Consider the following 20,621-nt stretch of genomic DNA (forward strand, 5'->3'; position numbering starts at 1 on the left):
GTATTTCGTTCTGTTTTTAAAAATTTAAAATTCCTTTATTTTTATATAAAGGTTTTACATCGGAGTTTTAAATATTTTGGAAATAGATCAAAATAAAAGGAGTTCATATAAAAGGGGAATGTCCTATGACAACATATACAAGTGAATTGAGAAAAAGTTTAGTTTCAGAAGAAGATGTAGATATTTTGAAAATTATGGCGCATCCAATCCGCTTACAAATTGTAAATGAATTAAGTACGAGAAAAACGTGTAATGTAACACAATTAACAGAATTACTGAATATTCCACAATCGACAGTTTCACAACATTTATCAAAAATGAAGGGTAAAGTGTTACGAGCTGAGCGAAAAGGTTTAGAAATTTATTATCATATTCATAATTTAAAAGCGAGTAAGATTGTAAGTGTTTTAGGATATATAAACTAATGAAGTATTTTCATATAAAATAGCCGCTGCTGGTGAGAAGGGGCTATTTTGTGTTGCTTTATGTATTTGCATTTGAAATTTTATAGTTTTTATGATTTACAATGGTTCGATCAAATTCAAAAGTACACCGCTTACTACAATCATATCCCATAATAATAGTTCCTCCTTTTTAGATAAGGGGGGATTAGAGCTCATTTCATGGACTATAACGGGTTCACTTTACCTTGTGTTTTTAAGGATGAATTGAGCGGGTCTCTGTAAAAATAGAAAAAACATCTTAATGCGCATTTATCTAAAATTTTTTTGTGTCATTAGCCCTTTTTACTACATAGCTTATTATAAATTGTTTTAGGGAGGGGTATAAGTAATGGCATATACTTTAAATGATATTTGTATCGATGTGTGTCTTATAGTTACGTTTACTCCGAGTGGTGGGGTAGAATCAATTGTAAGTGGTGGAGAAGAGTGTGGATCTAGTCCTAGTATAGTGATTAATTCTGATGGCTCAATTACTATTACATTACCATTAGTAGCCTGTTTATCCCTCGTATTAAAAAACGACTTAAGTGTTGGGACATCATTAACAAGCTTGTCTTTTAAAACTTCTTAAGTGAGTTACTAATTTTATAATACTTAGATTAATAATATTGTTTACTTAAAAATAGAGTACTTTCTTAAAAATCATTTTTATTTCTGCTTTAATAGGGATAGAATTACATGTATTAATGGATTTTATTCCTATAATCGGATGACTGAGTAAAGAGGTATCAAAGTTATTATAGGTTTATTTTAAGAAAATAGATAATTTAGGAAGACCACTTCCTTTATTGAAAGGGGTGGTCTTTTTTAAGTTGAGGTTGTATTCTCGTAAATAACTGTTGTAGTTTTCGAAAAATGTTTGATTAATTTAACGTTATGATCCCTGATAGAAGAACAAAAAGAAAAAGTGCATTCGGAAAAATTTTTTTATTAAAACATGCTTTTTCTAAGTTCAATTTAATTTTGTTTCAAATTCAGCTAAAGTACTTGAAGCGCTACTAAACTTTTGTTCAGAAAGTTGTCTTGATTTTTGAGCTTCCTTCATTCTGTCTTCCATTGGAGCTACACCTCGTGCCCCTTGCAATATAGCATTTGCTGCATTTTCTCTATAATTTGCCGCAAGACCAAACTCTTCTCTAAATTTATTTATTTTTTCTTTTAGAACAGGGTCATTTATTTTATCAGCAGCATTAAAATTGATATTCACTTTTGACAATTCCCTGTATTTAGTTGATACAATCTCCATTTGTTTTTGTAAAGTATTTTGGTCTACAGTTGCTGGAGTTTCTCCCTCTTTGTTGAAAACTGATTTTACTTCTTGATTCCATATATCATTATACTCTTTTATCATGGAATCAATTTTAGGTTTAATTTCATTCTTGTATGTAGCAGCATCCTTGTCTGAAGAAGATTGAGGCTGTTCTTGTTTAGTTGTAGTCTCTGTATAATGCTGATTTATATTAAATCTAATTTTATATTTTTGTGTCTTCGCAATGGTTATTTCAGGACTTTGTTTATTTATTTCAAAAGTAAAATCAATCCACTGTATAGATTCCAAATCTTTTGTTCCGTAATCATTAAATACAATTTTATTATCCTGTGTATCATCTATTTTTTTAGTAGGATTTATAAAATTTTGTTTAATAAATGTGGATGGCTCAAATAGATCACCCTGATTAGTAGTAGCACGTATCCTATTAAAGCTAAAAGAGAAAGTAGAATTTGTTGTATTTTCAATTGTAAATGCAATTCGGAGAGAACCCACATCTTTTCCATTTAAAGTTCTTTCTTTATTAGTTAAAGATAGTTGGTTCATATATACTTTAAGCCCATCAAAATTATCTTCGAATTTTGCATTATCATAAATTATGAAATGCTCATTATTTGTACCATTAGGACTATATTTATAGGGCCCAGCATTAATAGTTGCATTTATTTCTTTTACCGGCACCTCTTCTTTTGTATCTTTTTTCTGTGTATCGCTTGATTTTTTTGAGCTCTCTTGCTTGGATTTTTCCGCTGTGCTAGCAGTATCATTAGATTCACAAGCTGTCATCCCCATAAATAAAGTACTACATGTTAAAGCTACTAATAATTTCTTATTCAAAATTCAATTCCTCCAAATATTCAAATGTAATATTTATTATAAAAAATTTAGTTCCCTATTTTTTTAAAAGTATCCACTTTGGTGTCTTAATTTAAAAAAGTACCCATTTTCTTGTCTTGATATGAGGACAAAAAAATGGGTACTAAATAAAATGTATCTGTTAATAATTCAGTATTTTACACTATAAGATTAGTTCCTACTTTCATGTCTTTGTACACATTGCTATTAAGTTAAAATTTATAAATCTAAAAAAGCGTGGAAAGATTTATTTTCCAGGCTTCTTATTATTAATAAATATTTACTGTTGTTCTAAATTTTTTATATAAGATTTCACAGCTTGCAATAAGAATTCTTCCTGTCCCATACCAGCATTCGTTGCCATTTGCACTATTTTTTGCTTAAATTCATGATCCGCATGAAAAGTTAATGGATCTACATTACTTTTAAAGTAAACTCCTTCTACATGTGGAAGGATCGTACCTGATTTCATATGAGAATGTAAGTATTTAATCTCTTCTTGAAACTGTAATGGATCAACTTGTAATATGAAAGGTTTAATTTCTAATTTAATAGTATCTGATGAAATACTCAATCGCATATTTGTGACACCTAGCTCTTTGTAAAATAAATTTATTAGATTATAAGTAATGGAATTAAATAGCTGAGGTTTTTTAAATGAAAAAGATAAATACCCTCGTTTTGTAATTACAGCTTGCTTACGGAAAGGTTCAAAGGAGTAATTATGTTCTTTATACGTGGATAGAGGGAAAATTTCTTCGTCTTCTGTAAGAATCTTGCCGTCTGCTCCATTGATTTCTATTACTCTCGCTATTTTTCTGGTATGTTGATGGGTTAATAATTGATATAAATATATATCTTCGTCTTGAATCTTAGCAATGAATGTTTTTCGCTCTTTTGATGTAGTTTTTTCATAAGTAAGTTGAAAAGTTTCAAGGTCATCTTTATCAATGATATATACTTCTTTTCCGCGCTTTTCAATCTTTGAAGCAGGTAGTTTTCCAGATTTGATATATGTAAAGACAGTAGATGGTGCTACATTAAGAATCTCAGCTGCTTCTTTTGTACTATAACCCTCAATCTCTTCGATATTTTTTAAACGTTCAATATCCTCTAAATAGAAAATCTTACTACCGAATTGCTTCCAGTTATCTTTATATACACATTCTATTAATCCATCTTTTTCTTTCTTTAAAATTGTTTGTACCGTTACTCCTAATAAGTCGGCTGCTTCTTTTGTCGTTACAGTAGGTTTTGTAATGAACAATAAATCCTGTGTCATGAAAGGACACCTCCATAACTATTGTTTACTAGTATTTTAGATATGTATATATCATATCAGAATATGAGATATATTTAAAATGAGAAATAGAATTTATTAAAGTTCTTATGAATTTTTGTAGTTTAAAAGTATTTTTGATTTGTTTTATCCTTTAATGTGTTTTTAAATTTATCTTCATTGTAAAATGGATTTAAAATATAAGATATTATCTATTAAAAGATATCTATTTACTAATAAATTATAAAAAAATATACGTATAGGATAATAGAGAAGAATATAGGATTCTTACAGAAAGAAAATGAATTATCATTTGTATAATATATAGCAGTAAAATAAAATGATAAGTAAGGATAATAAAGAGAATTATATTCATAATCTTCAATAGGAGAGGTGAATTCGAATTATGGATAAACAAAATGAAAAAGAGAACATACCTATAATAAAGAATCAAAGTGAAAATATAGATACATATGTAGAAAACATAAGAGATATGGTTCCATTCCTGCATGATAGTCGTTATGTAGATAAGTTGGAAGAAAAGATGGAGGTTGCAGAAAAAGAGGGAAAGAGTAAATATACGTATTTAAGTGATCTGGAAGTCATTTATCATTTCGTACATTTACAAAAAGATATGGATGAGAAGAAGAATAGAAAAGAGGATACGAAAAAGAGTTATGTTTCTGAAATCTTATCATTTTGTCAGTGCATGGTGCAGCATGCAGAGGAATTCGAATTGAATGGGGAAGAGGTACAGCAAAATGATTCGTTATTAAAAACATTAAAGCCTTGGCATATTCGTAAATATAATGCTTGGTTGAAGCAGGTAGAGAACGGTAGAAATGGAGATACGTACGCAGTCGCAACACTTGCAAAAAAATCAGTACTTATACGTTCTTTTCTAAAACATCTTCATGTATTTGCTTATATTGAAAGACCTCTTCATGAAGAACTGCAGCGCGCTAATGTAAATGAACAGGATCGGCCAAATCGGGACCTATCCTATGATGAAGTGATGAAAATTTTAGGGTTTTATAAAGAACAAGGGCATTTAGTAAACTATACAATTTTACTAGCTCTAGCAAGTACCGGTGCAAGAATTCAAGAATTGTGCACCGCGAGAGTGAAAGACTTACATTATGACGGAAAGTACTGGTTAAAAGTCACTGGAAAAGGGGATAAGGTGCGTGAACTTTTCATTTCGGAACATTTATACCAGTGTATTTGTGAAATGAGGCGGAGAAGAGGATTCCAAACAATATTGGATCGGGGAGATGAATCTCCTTTATTCGTAAATCAAAGAGGAAATTTTTATAATCCGAAAACGTTATCAAATCAGGTAACAGACATGATAAAAAAGACAAATTTAGATTTTCTACAGTATCGTGAAAATCCTGTAACAGCACATACATTCCGTCATGCATTTGCCATTATGGCAGTTGAACAAGGAAACGCGGATCTATATCATTTAATGCAAACGCTGGGTCACGAAAATATCCAAACAACAAAAATATATTTAGAGAAGCATATGAAAAGAAAGAATAATGTGGGGACTTCATTTGCGGATATGTTGATGTAAGGTTTTAATATAAGAACCTAATTTTATTATGTGGTTTTTATATGATTAACAAGGGTTTTATTGGTATGAAAAAGCAATAAGAAAGTGATTCTATTGATATAAAAATATATTCAATCAAAAGTACTTTTGTAGTTAAGTTTAGTGATAGCTTGTAAATTAGGAGCTACACTTGGAATAGATACATTAGCACGTGCGATTGGCTCTGTCAGTAGAGAGAGCCAATCCCTCAATGATTAATAGTTGAAGCAAACTGACTTTTAGAATTAGGTATTTTCCTAATTAATTTCATTGCTATTTCCTATTTTGGGAGTGGGAGTCTTACTGTTTAATTTGAGATTTAGCAAAATAAAAGAGCGTGTTTAAAGTAGGAAAACAGACTTTAAAAGCTTAAATAAGAATTATAAGTATAAATATATTTTTGGATGAAGAGGTGGGGGAATTGGGATATTTAATTTTAGCATTTATGTTTGCAGTTAGCGTATATTTCCTAGTTTTTGATAATCCTTATATAACTATATTCATTATATTTCTCATCATGGTAGGGAAGTCACTATATGACAACAGAAAGAACAGAGAATAATCAGGGATACAGAGAGAGTATGTGAGTAAAATAGTGAAATATTGATACATTTTACTCATAAAGTAGGTGATGTTCGAAAATGATTTTTGAAAATGTTAGTACGATGGGCGCGCTTGTTTTTCTATTTTTGATGATTTACCTTGCGACGGATCCTAAAGATGTAAGTTTGCTTACAATCCCAGCTTACTTCGGTGGAATGTGGGTCACTAATTGGCTTACTGAAAATGGATTTCAAGGTACCTTTATGTATATGAGTTGGATAGCAGTCTACGTCATTTTAATGTTTTACCTTATATTCGCTTCGATTCGTTTAGGCATACGTAACATAAAATATATTAAAGAGAAAATAAGAAAACGTAGAGCTATAAAAAAATAACGTAAAGAGAGACCGTCCTCACGGGCGGTTTTATTGTTATACTGAAGTGCAATGTAGATTATTTAACATTTGAGGAGGGTTAATTATAGAATACTCAAGAATCTACACATTAAGAAACGGTCAAGAAAAATCTATAAAGGTAGAGTCATGGCGCTCATTTCGAGAAGAAATGAACGTATTAGGAATTCAGGATTCAGATATTTTTCAAGTTCAGTTAGTTGAATATGGGAAAGAGAGAACGAAAAAGAATTTCCCTAAAAATCCCAGAAGAAAATAGTCTACTTACGTATAAATATCATAATTAAGCACATGTTATATACAAATATAGTGGAGGTGCAATTATGAATATTCAAAGACACGAAAGTAATACAAATGAAATTCTTATTTCTGCTGCTGCAAGTGCTATTGAACAAATGAAGTATGAAATTGCCCGTGAATTAGGAGTCACACTTGGACCTGATACATCATCACGTGCAAATGGATCTGTCGGTGGAGAAATTACAAAGCGCTTAGTTCGAATGGCGGAAGAACAATTATCAGGACAATACAGATTACATTAAGTTAAAATAACAACAGGAAAAAGGCTCCATAAAACGGATCCTTTTTCCTGTTATTTATATAAAATCTGAAAATTAATTTTTATAACTTAAAAACGACCTTTCAAATTCCTTTATAAGAGGTTTTATTCAATAAGGTAATACAATAAGGGCTAAATTTAAAATAATCCATTACAAGTAGATTAAGAGCTATTTTATATATTCTTATTATATTTTATAAATTTTTTACTAGTTTATTAAAAATTTATAATTAGTGAAGTCATCTCTTTAATTAACCATTGATATTGATCGATAAATAGGGGTCACCATATCATTTCGGGAGTCTGATAATCAAGCGGCTTAATTCAAAAAAATGAAACCTGTTAGGGTTTATTTCGTATGCAAATCTTTAAATTCCCTACACGTAACCTTTAGAAAAAAGAAGCAACCTCTACTATGATTGATGTTGTATGAGCTTAGCTTGATAGAGATGGGGTTTACCGTATGAAAAAATATAGATTGGGATTACGTCGCCCCACCATCCGTTAATAAAAGCGGAAAGTCGAATCTTCAACTAGCTTTAGATGGCGGGGTACATTTTATAACAGGATAACTACAAAATTGAGTTGCATTATTTAACGCAAAAAGAACCTGGAGCAATGGTTGAAATACCAGCCAATAAACATGATGAATTTACTAAAGCATTACATGGTTTAGTAGAATCAGGAGAAAGTTTTAGAAACGACAAAGAGCTATATAAACATAAACAGTATAATAATTTTAGAAACAACTATTGGAAAATGAGAACGCGAGAACATTTAGAAGGGAAATAAAAAGATGAATGACAAGATTATTTCAATCATTACCACATATGAAAAAAATGGCGATTTTATGGGAGGGGTAAATGAAGATACAATTCGAGAAGCAACACAAATGCTAAACATTAATTTCCCAGACAGTTATCATTGGTTTTTAAAACAGTACGGTAGCGGCGGACTGGATGGTATGGATATTCATGGTTGTGAGACAACAGCTGTGGATTCTTCCGTTGTTTACCACACCAAGTTATATAGAGAAACATATAACCTTCCTGAACAATACATTGTTTTAAATGATATCGATGGCACTGTGACATGTTTAGATACCAATCAAATGAAAGATGGCGAGTGCCCTGTTGTCTTTTGGAGTCGTTTTTCAAAAGAACTGTATACCATTACTTATGAAAACTTCAGCGACTATCTATTAGATTCTTTACAGGAATCTGTAGATAATTTGTATGATGAGGATTAATTGATTATAGAATACTAAGAATCATATTTTATGTAATAATATATATTTATAGGTTTCATATGATTTTATTTTTTTGATTTACAAAGAAAAAGCCGATTATCTCTCTAAACTTAGAGGAAACGGCTTTTTTCTATGAAAATTTGCCTAGCGTACGAAATTCGCGTTTTGTTGGTGCTACCCCATATTGTAATCGATTCTTCATATTACGGCTTTTTGATGTTTCATATATAGATTTTAAAAACTCTGTAAGTGTTTTGTAACATTTACGAGAGACTTTTTTAACAGTTATGAGAGAGAAAAGAAAGATTTGTTATATATGATGAAATTAATCTTACTAGTAGGTGTTCTAATTGATCTAGAAACCAAGGAGGAAAAATAACAATGAAACAATTGAAGCCAGCAATTAGTGTATTAGGTAGTGTATCAATGGTACTGACTCTAGCATCTCCTGCTTTAGCAGATGTAAAACAACCGAATCCAGGAGGTACAGTTGAAATATTCAAAGAGAATGCAAATGCAAAAAAAGAAGATAAGAATTTCACGCTCGGATCTGATGGGGAGATAGGTTCGCTCATTACACAAAACATTGAAATGGCAAACAATGATTGGGACAAAGATGGTATTTCTAACGACTTAGAGATTAATGGTTATAAAATTGAATTCAATTCACAAACTGGAAAAAATGAAGCGAAAGCATGGGATCCTGAGAAGGATAAAGGGAAACCAAAATTTATATCGAATCCTATGAATGCAAATACGGATGGTGATCCTTTTACTGATATGTATGAGGTTGAGAATTATAACAACGATTCTGATACTAATTTCAATCCGATAGTTGCCAACATACCTAATTTGCAAATTGGTGTCAAACGAATTGAAGTAATTCCTATTGCAACCATTACGGATAATAATGGCGGATCAGTTAGCAGAGGATGGGAAAAAAGTGTATCTACACAACATTCATTTAATGTAGGTTTAAGTGGTTCAGGTGGTGTAGAAGGCTCAGCAGCCGGTCCTGTTCCTTCCGGAAGTGTTTCTGCAAATTTGGGATATGGATATTCAAAAACAACTACGGAAACGGAGAGTTATACAAATAATTTTGATTGGTCTACTGCAACAACTGTTGATACAGCGAACGCAGCAAAATTACGGGTACATTTGGAATATAAGAATGTAGGAACAGCATCCGCTGAAAATGTTTCGCCACATTTTAATATTCGTTTAGGAAACAAAATTATTAATACTGTAAAGGCAACACAAGATCGTTATAAAGCAAACTATTTAAGTACAGAAAAAGGTGGACGGAATAAAACAGAAGTAGTAATTGACAGTTTAGAAGGACAAGCAGATGCAAATATTGTCTTATCTTTGGATGAATTAAAAGCTGTTGAACAAGGGGAACTTCTTTCGATTGAAGTTTTACCTACAAGTACAATGGATTTATCTATTGAAAAAGGTGAAGAAATTATGCATTTGGGGGATTCAGGGAGATATGAGTCTAGAGTGAATGCAGCTACTGAACAATTAGAAACAGATATAGGAAATATACCAAAGTTTAGGGTATATACTCCTAAAGACAAATCCCTTGCTGATAAGCCAGTTTTATCCTATAACGAAGTTTTTCAACATGTAAATATAGATACGAAAAAAGTGAATCAAATTGTAAACAAGGCTAAAAGTACTAATAACGTATCAGTGGTTTCAGCTAATAATGGAACTGATACATTAAACGATTTAAAAGCGGGACAGGGAGATCGCGGTTATTTACATAAAGATTCTGTACACGGTGCTTTTGCAAAACTACAGCAACCAACATTAGTAGAAGGTAGTTATGATTCTGTGACGCAAAAGATTAGGGCAACAGTTTTACCTGGTTTATTTGGAGTGAGTAAAGAGATTCCTACTACGTATAACAAGAAATGGAATGCTCCATCACAAACAGTAACACTAGTTAAACGTGAGAATGGATTTACATATGAGTCTAGAGAAAATATACACCCTATTAAATCTGAAATTGCTGCGCACAGAAAAGTTACATTTGAAATCAATGACGCACACAATTTAACGCCTATACAAAAGATTGATACTGAAATTAAAGCTAATAAAGAATTTGAAGATTATGTAGTAGATAATTCAGGTGAATTTGTTACAGAAGGAGTTCCTTATACTGTGGCCTCATATGGAAATACAGCTTATTGGGGAAGTCATCATGCCGGGAATAAATGGGAGTATCTTTGGTCTGAAAAATCTAGCGATGAAAAAGTGAATGTAATTATTGAAAGAGTAGGTCAACCTAAACCTGGAAAACCAATTAAAAAGGATGAAGAGGTATTAATTAAATTTCAAAATCCTATTTATTCAGATTATGCATATTTAAAACTTCAAGATAGTTATATCCATTTAGATCAAAAACAGAACGCAAGTACTTTTAAATTTAATCATGCATATCCAAAGAATTTCACTGGACACCATAAGCAATGGAACATACTATCTAATGGTAACAAGTTAAAGGTAGGATATTTAATCGATTATATGAAATATGGTAATGGAGAGAATGGGACTGATACTATAGCATGGAATCTATCAAGAGTTCAGTAATAGGTAATAGTTCTGTTGCTAAGTTTGGAAAGAGAAACGGAAATGAATTGAATCCGAAAAGTTAGATACAATAATTTAGGTTACTAATAAGGAATGAGTTCGATGTTAAATCGGACTCATTTCTTTTAATTTATATGATTTAGTAACTAATATTTTAAATACTTATCTAGTCATATAAGTAATCAAATGTTAAGATTACTATCTATATTACATAATTTATTTTCCGAATTTTCATTTGTTTCGAGGCTGAAATGTGGAATTCTGATTTATTTATGTGATTAGTTTCTATATCTTTACCTATAAAGATATTTTTATTGGATAATAGAAAAAATAAATTTTGTGTTATTGGTGAAAAAGAAGTGAGGATAGTATATGAAGAAAAGAATTTTAATCATAGAAGATGAAGAAAATATTCGAGAAGTATGCAAACGGTATTTAGAAAGAGAAGAATATGAAGTTTATACAGCTGTAAATGGTAAAGAAGGTTGGGATTTATTTCTTACACATCAACCAGATTTAATTATATTAGATTTGATGATGCCAAAAAAAGATGGATGGGAATTATGTGAGGAAATTCGTCAACAGTCAAATGTCCCTATTATTATGTTAACTGCTAAGGGAGAGGAAAGGGATCGAATTTTAGGCTTAACAATGGGGGCAGATGATTATTTGACAAAGCCATTTTCCCCTCGTGAATTAGTATTAAGGGTTCAAATTATACTAAGAAGAGGAAGTCATGTACCAATACAAGCGAAAGAATCCCTGTTGGAAGTGATAGAGTTTTCAGATTTAAAAATATATCCAAAGACAAGATATGTACTTGTTTGTGATAAGGAAGTGGAGTTAACGGTGAAAGAGTTTGAGGTACTTTATCTCATGGCAAAGCATCCAAAACAAGTATTTTCTCGCTCGCAGCTTCTTGAATTAATTTGGGATTTTGGACATGAAGGGGCATCAAACACAGTTACCGTATTAGTGAGTCGTTTACGTGAAAAGCTCGAGAAGCATACGATAAAGAATCGTTGGATTCATACGGTTTGGGGTATAGGATATCGCTTTGAGCCAAATGGAGGAAATGAAACATGAGATTACGTATTCAATTGTTACTCATGAATCTATTAAGTACCAGTATTATGGTAATTGCTATATGGTATAGTGAGACCAAAATGTTACTTGAACCGGAACAAACGCGGTTATTAACAGTAATTGCATTTGTGGCATTCATTATTTCAACGTTTATTTATTGGTTAATGACACGTCCTATCATGAGATCTATACAAAATTTAATAAAATTGACGAAACAATTTAGTGATAGACACTTTGAAACAATGTATATAATTGGGCAAGAACCACGTGAGTTTAAAGAATTAGCAACAGCCTTTCAACAGATGGCAAAAAAATTAGAAGAAGGGTTTACTAAGTTAGAGGAACAGGAAAACTCTCGTAAGGAGCTAATTACCAATATCTCACACGACTTACGAACACCTATGGCTAGCATGCAAATAATGATAGAAGCATTACAAGATAACCTGATTGAAGATCCTGAAATGAAAAAGCAATACTTAGCAACGGTTTTAAAAGAAATAGAAAGATTAAATGGATTAATTAACGACTTATTTGATCTTTCAAAGTTAGAGTTTGAGCAAGTAGATTTTCACCCAAGTTTCACACATTTAGATAAAGTTCTATTAGATGTATTAGAGTCACATTCTGTCTTATTAGGGGACAAACAAATCCATGTGCAATTGGATGTCCCTGATACATTACCTCGACTTTTGATTATGCCTTGTAAAATAGAAAGGGTCATAGGTAATTTATTACATAATGCAATTCGATATTCTCCTATCTCTGGAACAATTGAATTGACTGTAGTGGAAAATAAACTAACTCAACAGATCCAATTCACTTTGCGAGATGAAGGAATAGGAATTTCTCCAAATGATCAATTACGTGTATTTGAACGTTTTTTTAGATCAGATCGATCAAGAAGTTCACAATCTGGAGGTTCCGGCCTTGGATTAGCTATTGCAAAATCATTAATTGAAATGCACAAAGGGGAAATTGGTGTAAGGAATCGCGCAGATGGTAAGCAGGGAAGTGAATTTTGGTTCACTCTTCCCATCACATCGGTAAAAAAATAAGATGACTGAAAGACTTTTGTAACATTTACGTTAGAAATATGAAAGACCTTCTTGTTAATATACTACTACACAGTATGTTACAGGAGGGTTTTTACTTTATGAAAAGAAAATATGTATGGCTTATAGGTGGTTTGATAATTGTATTGGGGATTTTATGGTCATTGTTCCGACCAGAGAAATTATTTATTGATAAGCACGTAAATGAATCATTGCCACAAGCAGAGATACAATCAAGTGAAGTAAAGCAGCAAAGTGATCGAGTAATAAGGGAAGGTCAGTTTCAAAACGGTGTCCATGAAACAGCCGGAACGGCAAAAATTCACCAATTAGCGGATGGAAAACGTGTTTTACGACTTTCTAATTTTGCAACATCTAATGGGCCAGATGTACGAGTTGTATTAGTTCCTACAAATCGTTTGAAAAATAATGAAGACGTGAAAAACTATCAGTATATTGAATTAGGAAAATTAAAGGGAAATAAAGGAGACCAAAACTATGAAATTCCTGAAGGGATAGATGTAAATGAATATGGTTCGGTTTCTGTTTGGTGTAAAAGATTTAATGAAAACTTTGGTGCGGTTTATTTTAATAATTAAATATGAACTTAAAATATCCTCTTACAGGAGAAATTCATATGGGTAATGGTAGTAGCTGCAGCGGACTTAGTTGCTAAGAAGGGCACTCATAAGAGTGTCTTTTTCATATTTCTCAATTTTGGTATATTTTAAAGATATTGGAGGTTTACGGAGAGATTTTATTCGTGCACAAATAATTTTAAGAGTATGTCAGGAAATCTTTGATTTATAAAAAAAATTAAATTTTAAATGTATTATATACAGAAGCCACTTGAGGGGAGGAGTGTTAAATTACAAAACGTATCATAATGTAAGGGGAAGATTTTAGTGAAAGTTTAATGATATGATGGTCACTACATTTTAATTAGGAAGGAAAGAACATGAAATTTCTGTCTCGTTTCTTCTTGATGTGGAAGTAATTGATGCATTTGAAACATGCTGGAGGGACAGGAAAAATGCCAATTAGTATTTCATATAAATGACACTCTAGCCATTCTAATTTCACAGAATTACAGTGATGAATATGAAAAAATGATTTCCATGTTTTAAAGATAAATTCAATGAAATAACCCGCATAGCCATCAAGATGAAGTAGTATATAGTAAATATAAAATAAAAAAGCACCCATCTGGATGTTTTTCATTTTGGAATAGAAATCCCTTTGTTAACAGTATTTTATATATAACTAATAATTATGGTAATTGAAATTTTATTAAGTGTGTAGATATAAGATTATATTTAATAAAATTAGGGGAGAATGGCATATAAGATGATGGATTAAATATATTTACTTTTATAAAAATGGAGGAGTGTTATGAACGCAGTTTCTAAAGAGTTTAAGCAGACCATAAACGCATTAAATGCTGCCAACACATATTTAGATTGCTTAGTACAAACTAAAACGTATCTGCAGTTTCTAATACTTATCATATTTTGTATTATTACTGTTTACATACCTTTTCCATCATTCATGCTTAATTATATAAATGAATTAGATATACTGATGCAACACATAATTAAATCTGTTTATTTTTCTTTTCCTATTTCATTAGTTTTCCTATTTATAATGAGGGATCAAAGGTTTTTGTTTTCTAAAAAAATCACTTTCCAGCAACTAAAAATTTCTTTTTTCTGTGCTTTCATTATTTATGCTATTATGTTGTTATTTTTAGCCGTACTAATATCTTTTACAACATTCAGAGGAGCATCTAATCCCATTGAGAATGAAGGGATTACTAATATGCTTCACAAAACACCTGGGATTGCAATTCAATTAATCGGAGAGAACATTATGTTTGTATCTATATTGTTCTTTTGGCATAAGATCATACGCTCTTTCATAATAAGCCCCATATCTTCAATTACAGCCTCTTTAATATTGTCTGGAAGCTCATTTGGGTTACTCCATTTCTCTACGTATAACTATAATTGGGATACCAGCTATCGCTCAAATGATTTTCTTTCTAATATTTAAAAATATTCATATGGGATACATACTTCACTTCAATTACAATTTAATCATTATACTTTTTAGTTATATAGCTTCTATTTAAAATAATTTACCACTGAAAATAAAAGAAAAGGTACCCCTGCTGCAAGGTACCTTTTCTAAGGGGTATAACTCATTAGCTAAGCGGCCGTTGGTCAAGTATACCGCCTAGACTATTACATGAGTTATGTTTTTATTATACATTGATCATATCAAAAATATTATCATTAGTGAAATTAACTTCTATTATTTTTTAATTTTAAAGCTGCCACCATAATAATAATTTTCTCCAAGTTTCATAACAGCTACATATCATCCTGGCTCATAAACTGATGTAATAGGGGGCATCATACTATTTGGGTAAAATTGTACTTTTATAAATAATTTGGGAACGATTCAATGTTACCACTTATGACTATGTATATATGATAGTTAACTTTCCTCTATATGGATATGCAATTTTACATATCCATATAGAGGAAGAAATATGTGAAGAGTATCGAAAAGTTATATTAAAATATTTTTTCGAAAATGAAAATTCATCTACTTAAATTAAATTAGGTATCATTTTATGATGCATAATCAAATTATAATTATTTTAATTATAAGAGTGAGCTTCCATAGCAATTTTAGAAGTATAGTATTTTAATTTGTACACATATTAAATAATTAAGATAAAAAACAAAAGAGGACAAAATTATACAAAAATCAACAAAATTTTACTATATACGCAATGAAAATTTGATGTTTTAATAAGGGCACAAGATGTTAGTTGCATTTTAAGACATATAAAATCAAAATTATCTTCGTATATGCCTTTTATGTAATGACTTAGGAAATAAGTTTATAGTAGGGCATTATGTACAAATGTTTACAATCTATATTTATATTCCTAAAAATTAATCTTTAAAATAATCTATATAGATTAATAGTTACAATGTTAGATTTCAAATTAATTAAAATTTAGTCCAACTATTTTATCAAAAGACACCAATAAATGGGAGGAATCACCATGAAAAAAGCGTTAGTCGCAGGGTTATTAGTCACAGCAGTATCTACAAGTTGCTTCTCACCTGTAAATATTTTTGCAGAAAGTAATACAACTTATTTACAACCAAGTAGTATACTTGGACCCGCTATGGATAGGTTATCAAATTCGATTACGAACTTAGGATCACAGACGCCATTAATTCAAGGATATGGGCTAATCATATTACAGCAACCAGATCTTGATGTAAGTACTATATATGGAATAACAACTGATCAAGGCACTGTAAGAAACCATGTTCGAGACTGCCTGGATGTAAATAACCACAAATTATCCGTTGTAAATCAAGAGATACAGAGTTTTGGAATAAGATTTACAAATTACTACAATAAATTAGTTGAACTATCTGGAAAGATGAATGAAGATTCGGAAGCAAGAGCATTATTTGTACGTATTTTTAACTTACTTCAAGGTGACGCGCAAAAAATTCAGTATATTATGAAAATAACTTCAGAAGACTTAAACGATTCTAAAAATGAATTGGTTGAAGATAGTAATAAATTTTCTAGTAAAGTTAGCAAAGCGTTTGAATCTTATAAGGGTTCCGACGGAGACATTGAAAAATTAAGAACGGAAATGGGACAACTTAATGCAGGCATTCAAGAAGATTTTGAAAAACTTCTAGCTCTACCAAAAGAAAATCTAGACGGTTCTTTAAATATTACAAAGTCGGTTATTAATATTTTGAAAGACGGAGTTAAGGATAAAACTGTAGACTTGTCTAATTTAGAAGCGGTTTATAACCAATATGGACAACTTACAAACGATAAAGTAACAGAACTGAATAAAGCTATTGCTCAAAAGCAACAGAAACTAATTCAATTGGTGCAAAATTTATCGAATATTGAAGTGCAAGCAACTCAAATGACACTTATTGAGCAGCAATTAAATAACTTTACAAGAACAGTTAAAAAGCAAACTCAGAGTTTTGACAATCTAGTAAGTAGTTGGGACACTTTTAATATCATAATGATTGAAACGGGGACAAGTCTTAATACTGATACGAAAATAGATTCTAATTCATTACAAGCACGATTAAAGGAGCTTAAACAGTTTACGGATGAATTGAAAAAACAAACAACGGAATATCAAGAGAGTGTTACAAAAATAAAAGTAACAGGTTGAGATTTGTAGAATTCAGAACAATAATTCTTAATAATATAATGTAAGGAGAGAAAAATGTGATGAAAAAACCTTATAAAGTAATGGCTTTATCTACATTAATAGCAACAATAGTAGCGGGTGGCATTATGCCATCATATGCCTCGGCAGAGGAACCAGCACCTATTTATGCAAATCAAAACCTTAAATACCCTAGTTATTACCTTGGACCAACAGGGCTTGATAATGCGATGAAGGATACTAAATCCAATATGTTGGTAATGGACCTGTATGCTTTAACTATACTTAAACAAGCAGATATTAATTTGGATGGTTTACCTTCAGTTGGCGATGATTTAAAAACAGATATTAAAGCCAACCAAAATATTACTAGAGAAAATGCAACATACTGGTTAAATAATTTGAAATCAGGAATAATTACGACGAATCAAAATATTATCAGTTATGATACAACATTCCAAAATTATTCTCGTTATTTATTACAATATAAAAATGATCCAGTCAAACTAACAGCTTTGCTTACAAAGTTGAATGGTGAAATTTCACAGAATAAAGGTCAAGTTACCAAATTAGTGGATGATTTGAAAAGCTTTCGCGGCAAACTAGAAAAAGATACACAAAATTTAAAAGGGAATGCTGAAAAGATTGTAAATATTTTAACTGGTGAAGAAGCTGGAATTCCACTGTTCCAGCAACAAATCGAAGCAAATAAAGCATTAATTGATGAAAATAACAAAATTTATATTGGATCGTCGGTTGCAACTGCTTTTAGTGTATACTTAATTCTTTCACCTTTTGCGCCTCTTGGTGCAGCTGGATTAGGAGGCTCGATATTCGGAGTTGTTTCATCGCAGCAACAGATAATCAAAGCACAAGAAGAAATTATAAAGCTAACACAAAATATTTCAATGGCGAAACTACAGTCAGGTAGGTTAACGATAGTGCAAGGTGATATTAAAAATTTAACAGATACAATTGATAAAGCTATTGTTTCCCTTGAAAATATAAAGACTACGTGGGATGTAATGGGTACAAAATATGACGCATTGATTGATAAAGCTAAAAAGGTTGACCCAGAATTCCTTGCTATGGATATAGAAGCAGATCTGGATACAGCGAAGGAGCATTGGGCGGATATTAGAAAGTATGCTGAAAAAATTCAAAGTAGTGAGATTTCATTCGTAGAAGATAAAAAATAATATTACTTCAAGAAATTGCCGAAGAATATATTGAGTTTCCTTTTTGAAGAACATATAATGTGAGTCTCCTGTTCAAGTATGAGCAGGAGACTTCCTATATAGTTATGAAACTTAATAAAGATTATAGAATAAGAAAGTACGAGAATCTCTATTTTAATATGTTGTTTTATTTGCAATCATCGTAATTCATTTGAAGTAAAGAATCGAAACTTATGAATTTAATAAAACATATGATGCATGTGAAAAAGTAGGTGAAAAAGATGAATAAGAATTTATATAAGAAACTTATTTTGTCAACAATCATTACGGGAATAGCAGCGAATAATGTAATTCCACTTCATACTTTGGCAGCAGAACAAACTGTGTCCCAACAGCAAGAAAGTTTGAAGAACTATTCCCTTGGTCCTGGTGAATTTAAAGAAGTAATGGGAAAAATGGTGGCAAATATCCTTACAATGGATTCATATGCCAATACAATCAGTAATCAACAGCTGACAGATTTAAGTAAAATAAGTTCTATAAATGGTGATTTACAAGCAAACATGATTAAGCATCAACGGGATGCAATAGAGAATGCCGACTTTTGGTTCATGTATTTTAAAACTCGTATTATGTACACGCATCAGAATATTGTAAGTTATAATGATACGTTTCAAGCAAGTTATAAGCTTTTACTAACTGCTATAGAGCAAAAAGATACAGAGAAATTAAAATATGAACTAGAAAATTTGTACAATAGTATTTTGTACAATAGTCAAAAATTAGATGTACTGTTAGAAAAATTGAAAAATTTCCAAGGTGAAATAGCAGAAAATACAAGAAATTTCAAAGAAGATTTCAATCAATTGGAGAATATTCTAGAAAGTACGAATGCTGGTATTCCGCTTCTACAACAACGAATTGAGAATTGTAATAATACAATTAAAGAAAACTATGATAAACGTGGTGGCTATATAGCTTTATCTGTATTTATGCCTCCGATTGGTATACCATTGATTGTCACTGCTGACAAGAATATCGCATCTGCTCAACAAGAAATAGAACAATTAAAGTCCAGAATTTCTGGAGCAGAGGCAGAAGTAGTTATTTTGACTGATGCCAAAAATAAAACGGAACATATGGCTGCAACAGTTGGTACAGCTGTTACTGCTCTTGAAAATATAAAGACTCAGTGGGGGACAGTGGAGAAAAAATATAAATCATTGATTGACAGTGTTGACAACATTAGTCTAGATTTGTTTGATGAGATTATAAGAGCAGATCTGAATACAGCGAAGGATAATTGGCAGGACCTTAAAAATTATACTGATAAATTATATGAAGGTGCTAAGATTGTACAAGGAGAATAGATTATAAAAGTAGACCCACCAGAAGAACGAATTATACAAATGGCACCGGATTGCTATTGAAAACGTGTAAAATAACAAAATTAAAATTAAATAATAAAAGCTGACCGTAAACTAAAAGAAGCATAAGATGGCCGTTTTGGTCTACTTATGCTTCCAGGATTTGAAGAATATTTTTGATGTCACCTTTAAATAAAGTCGCAACTTTTAGGGCTAGCATCACATCACCATCAATCTAAGAATAGAAAATACCCTAAAACGAATAGACGAGCTGAATTTCCATGAATAAATGTAAAAAGAACAAACTTCGTTTTGAAATGTATTCAAAACGAAGTTTGTTCTTTCTGGGGTCTCGCTACATGCCTATCAAGCTAAGGGGTACCACCACATGCCCATCAATTTAAGGAATGTAAACACCCCCAAAACAAAAAATGAGCTAACTTCTCAAAATAGTTTCACAGAAAAAAGAAAAGCAGACTCCCATAAAAGAGCCTGCCTTCCCTGCTTTGTAAAACTAAGAAGCTTTACGTACGTTTGAAGCTTGAGGTCCACGTTGACCTTGCTCCAAATCAAAAGTCACTGCTTGACCTTCTTCTAAAGTTTTATAACCTTCGCCTTGAATCGCTGAGAAATGAACGAATACATCGTCTCCACCTTCACGTTCGATGAATCCGAAGCCTTTTTCGCCATTAAACCATTTTACATTACCTTTTTCCATTTGTATTGCCTCCTAGTGTGTAAACACACACAATGTAATACTATCCTTGCTCTCAGTGATCATAAAGGTGAAAAGTTACAAATCCTTTACACCGAACAAAAATAATTCATTTTAATAATAACATTTTTTGTAATAAATGTCAAGATGAAGGAAAAA

The 20,621-nt window shown here is 31.3% G+C and carries 18 protein-coding genes and 4 pseudogenes; 16 read left to right on the top strand and 6 right to left on the bottom strand.

Annotated elements, in window-relative coordinates; translation table 11 throughout:
- Positions 1-125: 125 nt before the first annotated feature.
- On the top strand, positions 126-425 hold the full coding sequence (locus tag QCI46_RS27835; RefSeq protein WP_060487300.1) for an ArsR/SmtB family transcription factor: 300 nt from the start codon (positions 126-128) through the stop codon (positions 423-425).
- A gap of 58 nt (positions 426-483) precedes the next feature.
- Here the strand turns inward: QCI46_RS27835 and QCI46_RS27840 are convergent.
- A pseudogene (locus tag QCI46_RS27840) lies at positions 484-549 on the bottom strand (DUF2187 family protein); the annotation flags it as partial.
- 243 nt (positions 550-792) lie between these two features.
- Between QCI46_RS27840 and QCI46_RS27845 the strand changes: the two are divergent.
- Positions 793-1,035 (top strand): hypothetical protein, encoded by a 243-nt coding sequence (locus QCI46_RS27845; protein WP_353841968.1) that lies wholly within the window; start codon positions 793-795, stop codon positions 1,033-1,035.
- A gap of 381 nt (positions 1,036-1,416) precedes the next feature.
- Here the strand turns inward: QCI46_RS27845 and QCI46_RS27850 are convergent, their stop codons facing one another.
- Together QCI46_RS27850 and QCI46_RS27855 are read right to left on the bottom strand one after the other, a co-directional pair.
- The gene (locus QCI46_RS27850; RefSeq protein WP_353841969.1) at positions 1,417-2,571 is read right to left on the bottom strand and encodes a ribonuclease; all 1,155 of its coding nucleotides are present in this window, start codon (positions 2,569-2,571) and stop codon (positions 1,417-1,419) included.
- Between the two features lie 298 nt (positions 2,572-2,869).
- On the bottom strand, positions 2,870-3,871 hold the full coding sequence (locus QCI46_RS27855; protein ID WP_353841970.1) for a helix-turn-helix domain-containing protein: 1,002 nt from the start codon (positions 3,869-3,871) through the stop codon (positions 2,870-2,872).
- 403 nt (positions 3,872-4,274) lie between these two features.
- Here QCI46_RS27855 and QCI46_RS27860 point away from each other — a divergent pair, with 403 nt between their 5' ends.
- From QCI46_RS27860 to QCI46_RS27905, 10 genes are all read left to right on the top strand, one after another.
- Entirely contained in the window at positions 4,275-5,447 is a 1,173-nt protein-coding gene (locus QCI46_RS27860) for a tyrosine-type recombinase/integrase (protein WP_353841971.1), read from the top strand.
- 659 nt (positions 5,448-6,106) lie between these two features.
- Positions 6,107-6,403, top strand: coding sequence for a hypothetical protein (locus QCI46_RS27865; RefSeq protein ID WP_098015946.1), 297 nt, complete (start codon positions 6,107-6,109; stop codon positions 6,401-6,403).
- A gap of 82 nt (positions 6,404-6,485) precedes the next feature.
- Positions 6,486-6,680 carry a hypothetical protein gene (locus tag QCI46_RS27870; protein ID WP_353842114.1) on the top strand — a complete coding sequence of 65 codons (195 nt, stop codon included), beginning with the start codon at positions 6,486-6,488 and terminating at the stop codon, positions 6,678-6,680.
- 64 nt (positions 6,681-6,744) lie between these two features.
- Positions 6,745-6,963 carry an alpha/beta-type small acid-soluble spore protein gene (locus tag QCI46_RS27875; RefSeq protein ID WP_002161812.1) on the top strand — a complete coding sequence of 73 codons (219 nt, stop codon included), beginning with the start codon at positions 6,745-6,747 and terminating at the stop codon, positions 6,961-6,963.
- Positions 6,964-7,565: 602 nt separating this feature from the next.
- Positions 7,566-7,772: an HNH/ENDO VII family nuclease gene (locus tag QCI46_RS27880; protein WP_353841972.1), complete on the top strand. Its 207-nt coding sequence runs from the start codon at positions 7,566-7,568 to the stop codon at positions 7,770-7,772.
- Between the two features lie 4 nt (positions 7,773-7,776).
- Positions 7,777-8,229: an SMI1/KNR4 family protein gene (locus QCI46_RS27885; protein ID WP_353841973.1), complete on the top strand. Its 453-nt coding sequence runs from the start codon at positions 7,777-7,779 to the stop codon at positions 8,227-8,229.
- Positions 8,230-8,610: 381 nt separating this feature from the next.
- The gene (locus tag QCI46_RS27890; protein ID WP_353841974.1) at positions 8,611-10,827 is read left to right on the top strand and encodes a binary toxin-like calcium binding domain-containing protein; all 2,217 of its coding nucleotides are present in this window, start codon (positions 8,611-8,613) and stop codon (positions 10,825-10,827) included.
- Between the two features lie 372 nt (positions 10,828-11,199).
- Complete coding sequence (locus tag QCI46_RS27895; RefSeq protein ID WP_353841975.1) at positions 11,200-11,913, top strand: response regulator transcription factor; 714 nt, start codon at positions 11,200-11,202, stop codon at positions 11,911-11,913.
- Positions 11,910-12,968, top strand: a complete 1,059-nt coding sequence (locus QCI46_RS27900; RefSeq protein ID WP_353841976.1) for a sensor histidine kinase — start codon at positions 11,910-11,912, stop codon at positions 12,966-12,968. The genes QCI46_RS27895 and QCI46_RS27900 overlap by 4 nt, the downstream gene beginning before the upstream one ends.
- A gap of 98 nt (positions 12,969-13,066) precedes the next feature.
- On the top strand, positions 13,067-13,564 hold the full coding sequence (locus QCI46_RS27905; protein ID WP_353841977.1) for a DM13 domain-containing protein: 498 nt from the start codon (positions 13,067-13,069) through the stop codon (positions 13,562-13,564).
- 338 nt (positions 13,565-13,902) lie between these two features.
- Here QCI46_RS27905 and QCI46_RS29960 read toward each other — a convergent pair.
- Positions 13,903-14,105 (bottom strand): annotated as a pseudogene (locus QCI46_RS29960) (IS4 family transposase); the annotation flags it as partial.
- Positions 14,106-14,357: 252 nt separating this feature from the next.
- Here QCI46_RS29960 and QCI46_RS27910 point away from each other — a divergent pair.
- A pseudogene (locus QCI46_RS27910) lies at positions 14,358-15,096 on the top strand (hypothetical protein).
- 182 nt (positions 15,097-15,278) lie between these two features.
- Here QCI46_RS27910 and QCI46_RS27915 read toward each other — a convergent pair.
- Positions 15,279-15,374: pseudogene (locus QCI46_RS27915) on the bottom strand (DUF5065 family protein); the annotation flags it as partial.
- Positions 15,375-16,044: 670 nt separating this feature from the next.
- Here QCI46_RS27915 and nheA point away from each other — a divergent pair.
- From nheA to nheC, 3 genes are all read left to right on the top strand, one after another.
- Positions 16,045-17,205 (top strand): non-hemolytic enterotoxin subunit A, encoded by a 1,161-nt coding sequence (nheA, locus tag QCI46_RS27920; RefSeq protein ID WP_353841978.1) that lies wholly within the window; start codon positions 16,045-16,047, stop codon positions 17,203-17,205.
- 59 nt (positions 17,206-17,264) lie between these two features.
- Positions 17,265-18,401 carry a non-hemolytic enterotoxin subunit B gene (gene nheB, locus QCI46_RS27925; RefSeq protein ID WP_353842115.1) on the top strand — a complete coding sequence of 379 codons (1,137 nt, stop codon included), beginning with the start codon at positions 17,265-17,267 and terminating at the stop codon, positions 18,399-18,401.
- 260 nt (positions 18,402-18,661) lie between these two features.
- Entirely contained in the window at positions 18,662-19,750 is a 1,089-nt protein-coding gene (nheC, locus tag QCI46_RS27930) for a non-hemolytic enterotoxin subunit C (RefSeq protein ID WP_353841979.1), read from the top strand.
- 511 nt (positions 19,751-20,261) lie between these two features.
- On the opposite strand, the gene QCI46_RS27935 is transcribed toward nheC, so the two are convergent.
- A complete protein-coding gene (locus QCI46_RS27935) occupies positions 20,262-20,465 on the bottom strand; it encodes a cold-shock protein (RefSeq protein WP_000410775.1) in 204 nt (67 codons plus the stop codon).
- Positions 20,466-20,621: the final 156 nt, after the last annotated feature.

Origin of the sequence: Bacillus cereus group sp. RP32 (genome assembly GCF_040459735.1) — a bacterium.
GTDB lineage: Bacteria > Bacillota > Bacilli > Bacillales > Bacillaceae_G > Bacillus_A > Bacillus_A wiedmannii.

Excerpts from the sequence above, each read along its gene's own strand:
- QCI46_RS27860 (WP_353841971.1), top strand. The coding sequence starts at position 4,275 with ATGGATAAACAAAATGAAAAAGAGAACATACCTATAATAAAGAATCAA.
- QCI46_RS27905 (WP_353841977.1), top strand. The coding sequence starts at position 13,067 with ATGAAAAGAAAATATGTATGGCTTATAGGTGGTTTGATAATTGTATTG.
- QCI46_RS27890 (WP_353841974.1), top strand. The coding sequence starts at position 8,611 with ATGAAACAATTGAAGCCAGCAATTAGTGTATTAGGTAGTGTATCAATG.
- nheB (WP_353842115.1), top strand. The coding sequence starts at position 17,265 with ATGAAAAAACCTTATAAAGTAATGGCTTTATCTACATTAATAGCAACA.
- QCI46_RS27885 (WP_353841973.1), top strand. The coding sequence starts at position 7,777 with ATGAATGACAAGATTATTTCAATCATTACCACATATGAAAAAAATGGC.
- QCI46_RS27865 (WP_098015946.1), top strand. The coding sequence starts at position 6,107 with ATGATTTTTGAAAATGTTAGTACGATGGGCGCGCTTGTTTTTCTATTT.
- nheA (WP_353841978.1), top strand. The coding sequence starts at position 16,045 with ATGAAAAAAGCGTTAGTCGCAGGGTTATTAGTCACAGCAGTATCTACA.
- QCI46_RS27845 (WP_353841968.1), top strand. The coding sequence starts at position 793 with ATGGCATATACTTTAAATGATATTTGTATCGATGTGTGTCTTATAGTT.
- QCI46_RS27835 (WP_060487300.1), top strand. The coding sequence starts at position 126 with ATGACAACATATACAAGTGAATTGAGAAAAAGTTTAGTTTCAGAAGAA.
- QCI46_RS27855 (WP_353841970.1), bottom strand. The coding sequence starts at position 3,871 with ATGACACAGGATTTATTGTTCATTACAAAACCTACTGTAACGACAAAA.
- nheC (WP_353841979.1), top strand. The coding sequence starts at position 18,662 with ATGAATAAGAATTTATATAAGAAACTTATTTTGTCAACAATCATTACG.
- QCI46_RS27895 (WP_353841975.1), top strand. The coding sequence starts at position 11,200 with ATGAAGAAAAGAATTTTAATCATAGAAGATGAAGAAAATATTCGAGAA.
- QCI46_RS27900 (WP_353841976.1), top strand. The coding sequence starts at position 11,910 with ATGAGATTACGTATTCAATTGTTACTCATGAATCTATTAAGTACCAGT.
- QCI46_RS27875 (WP_002161812.1), top strand. The coding sequence starts at position 6,745 with ATGAATATTCAAAGACACGAAAGTAATACAAATGAAATTCTTATTTCT.
- QCI46_RS27935 (WP_000410775.1), bottom strand. The coding sequence starts at position 20,465 with ATGGAAAAAGGTAATGTAAAATGGTTTAATGGCGAAAAAGGCTTCGGA.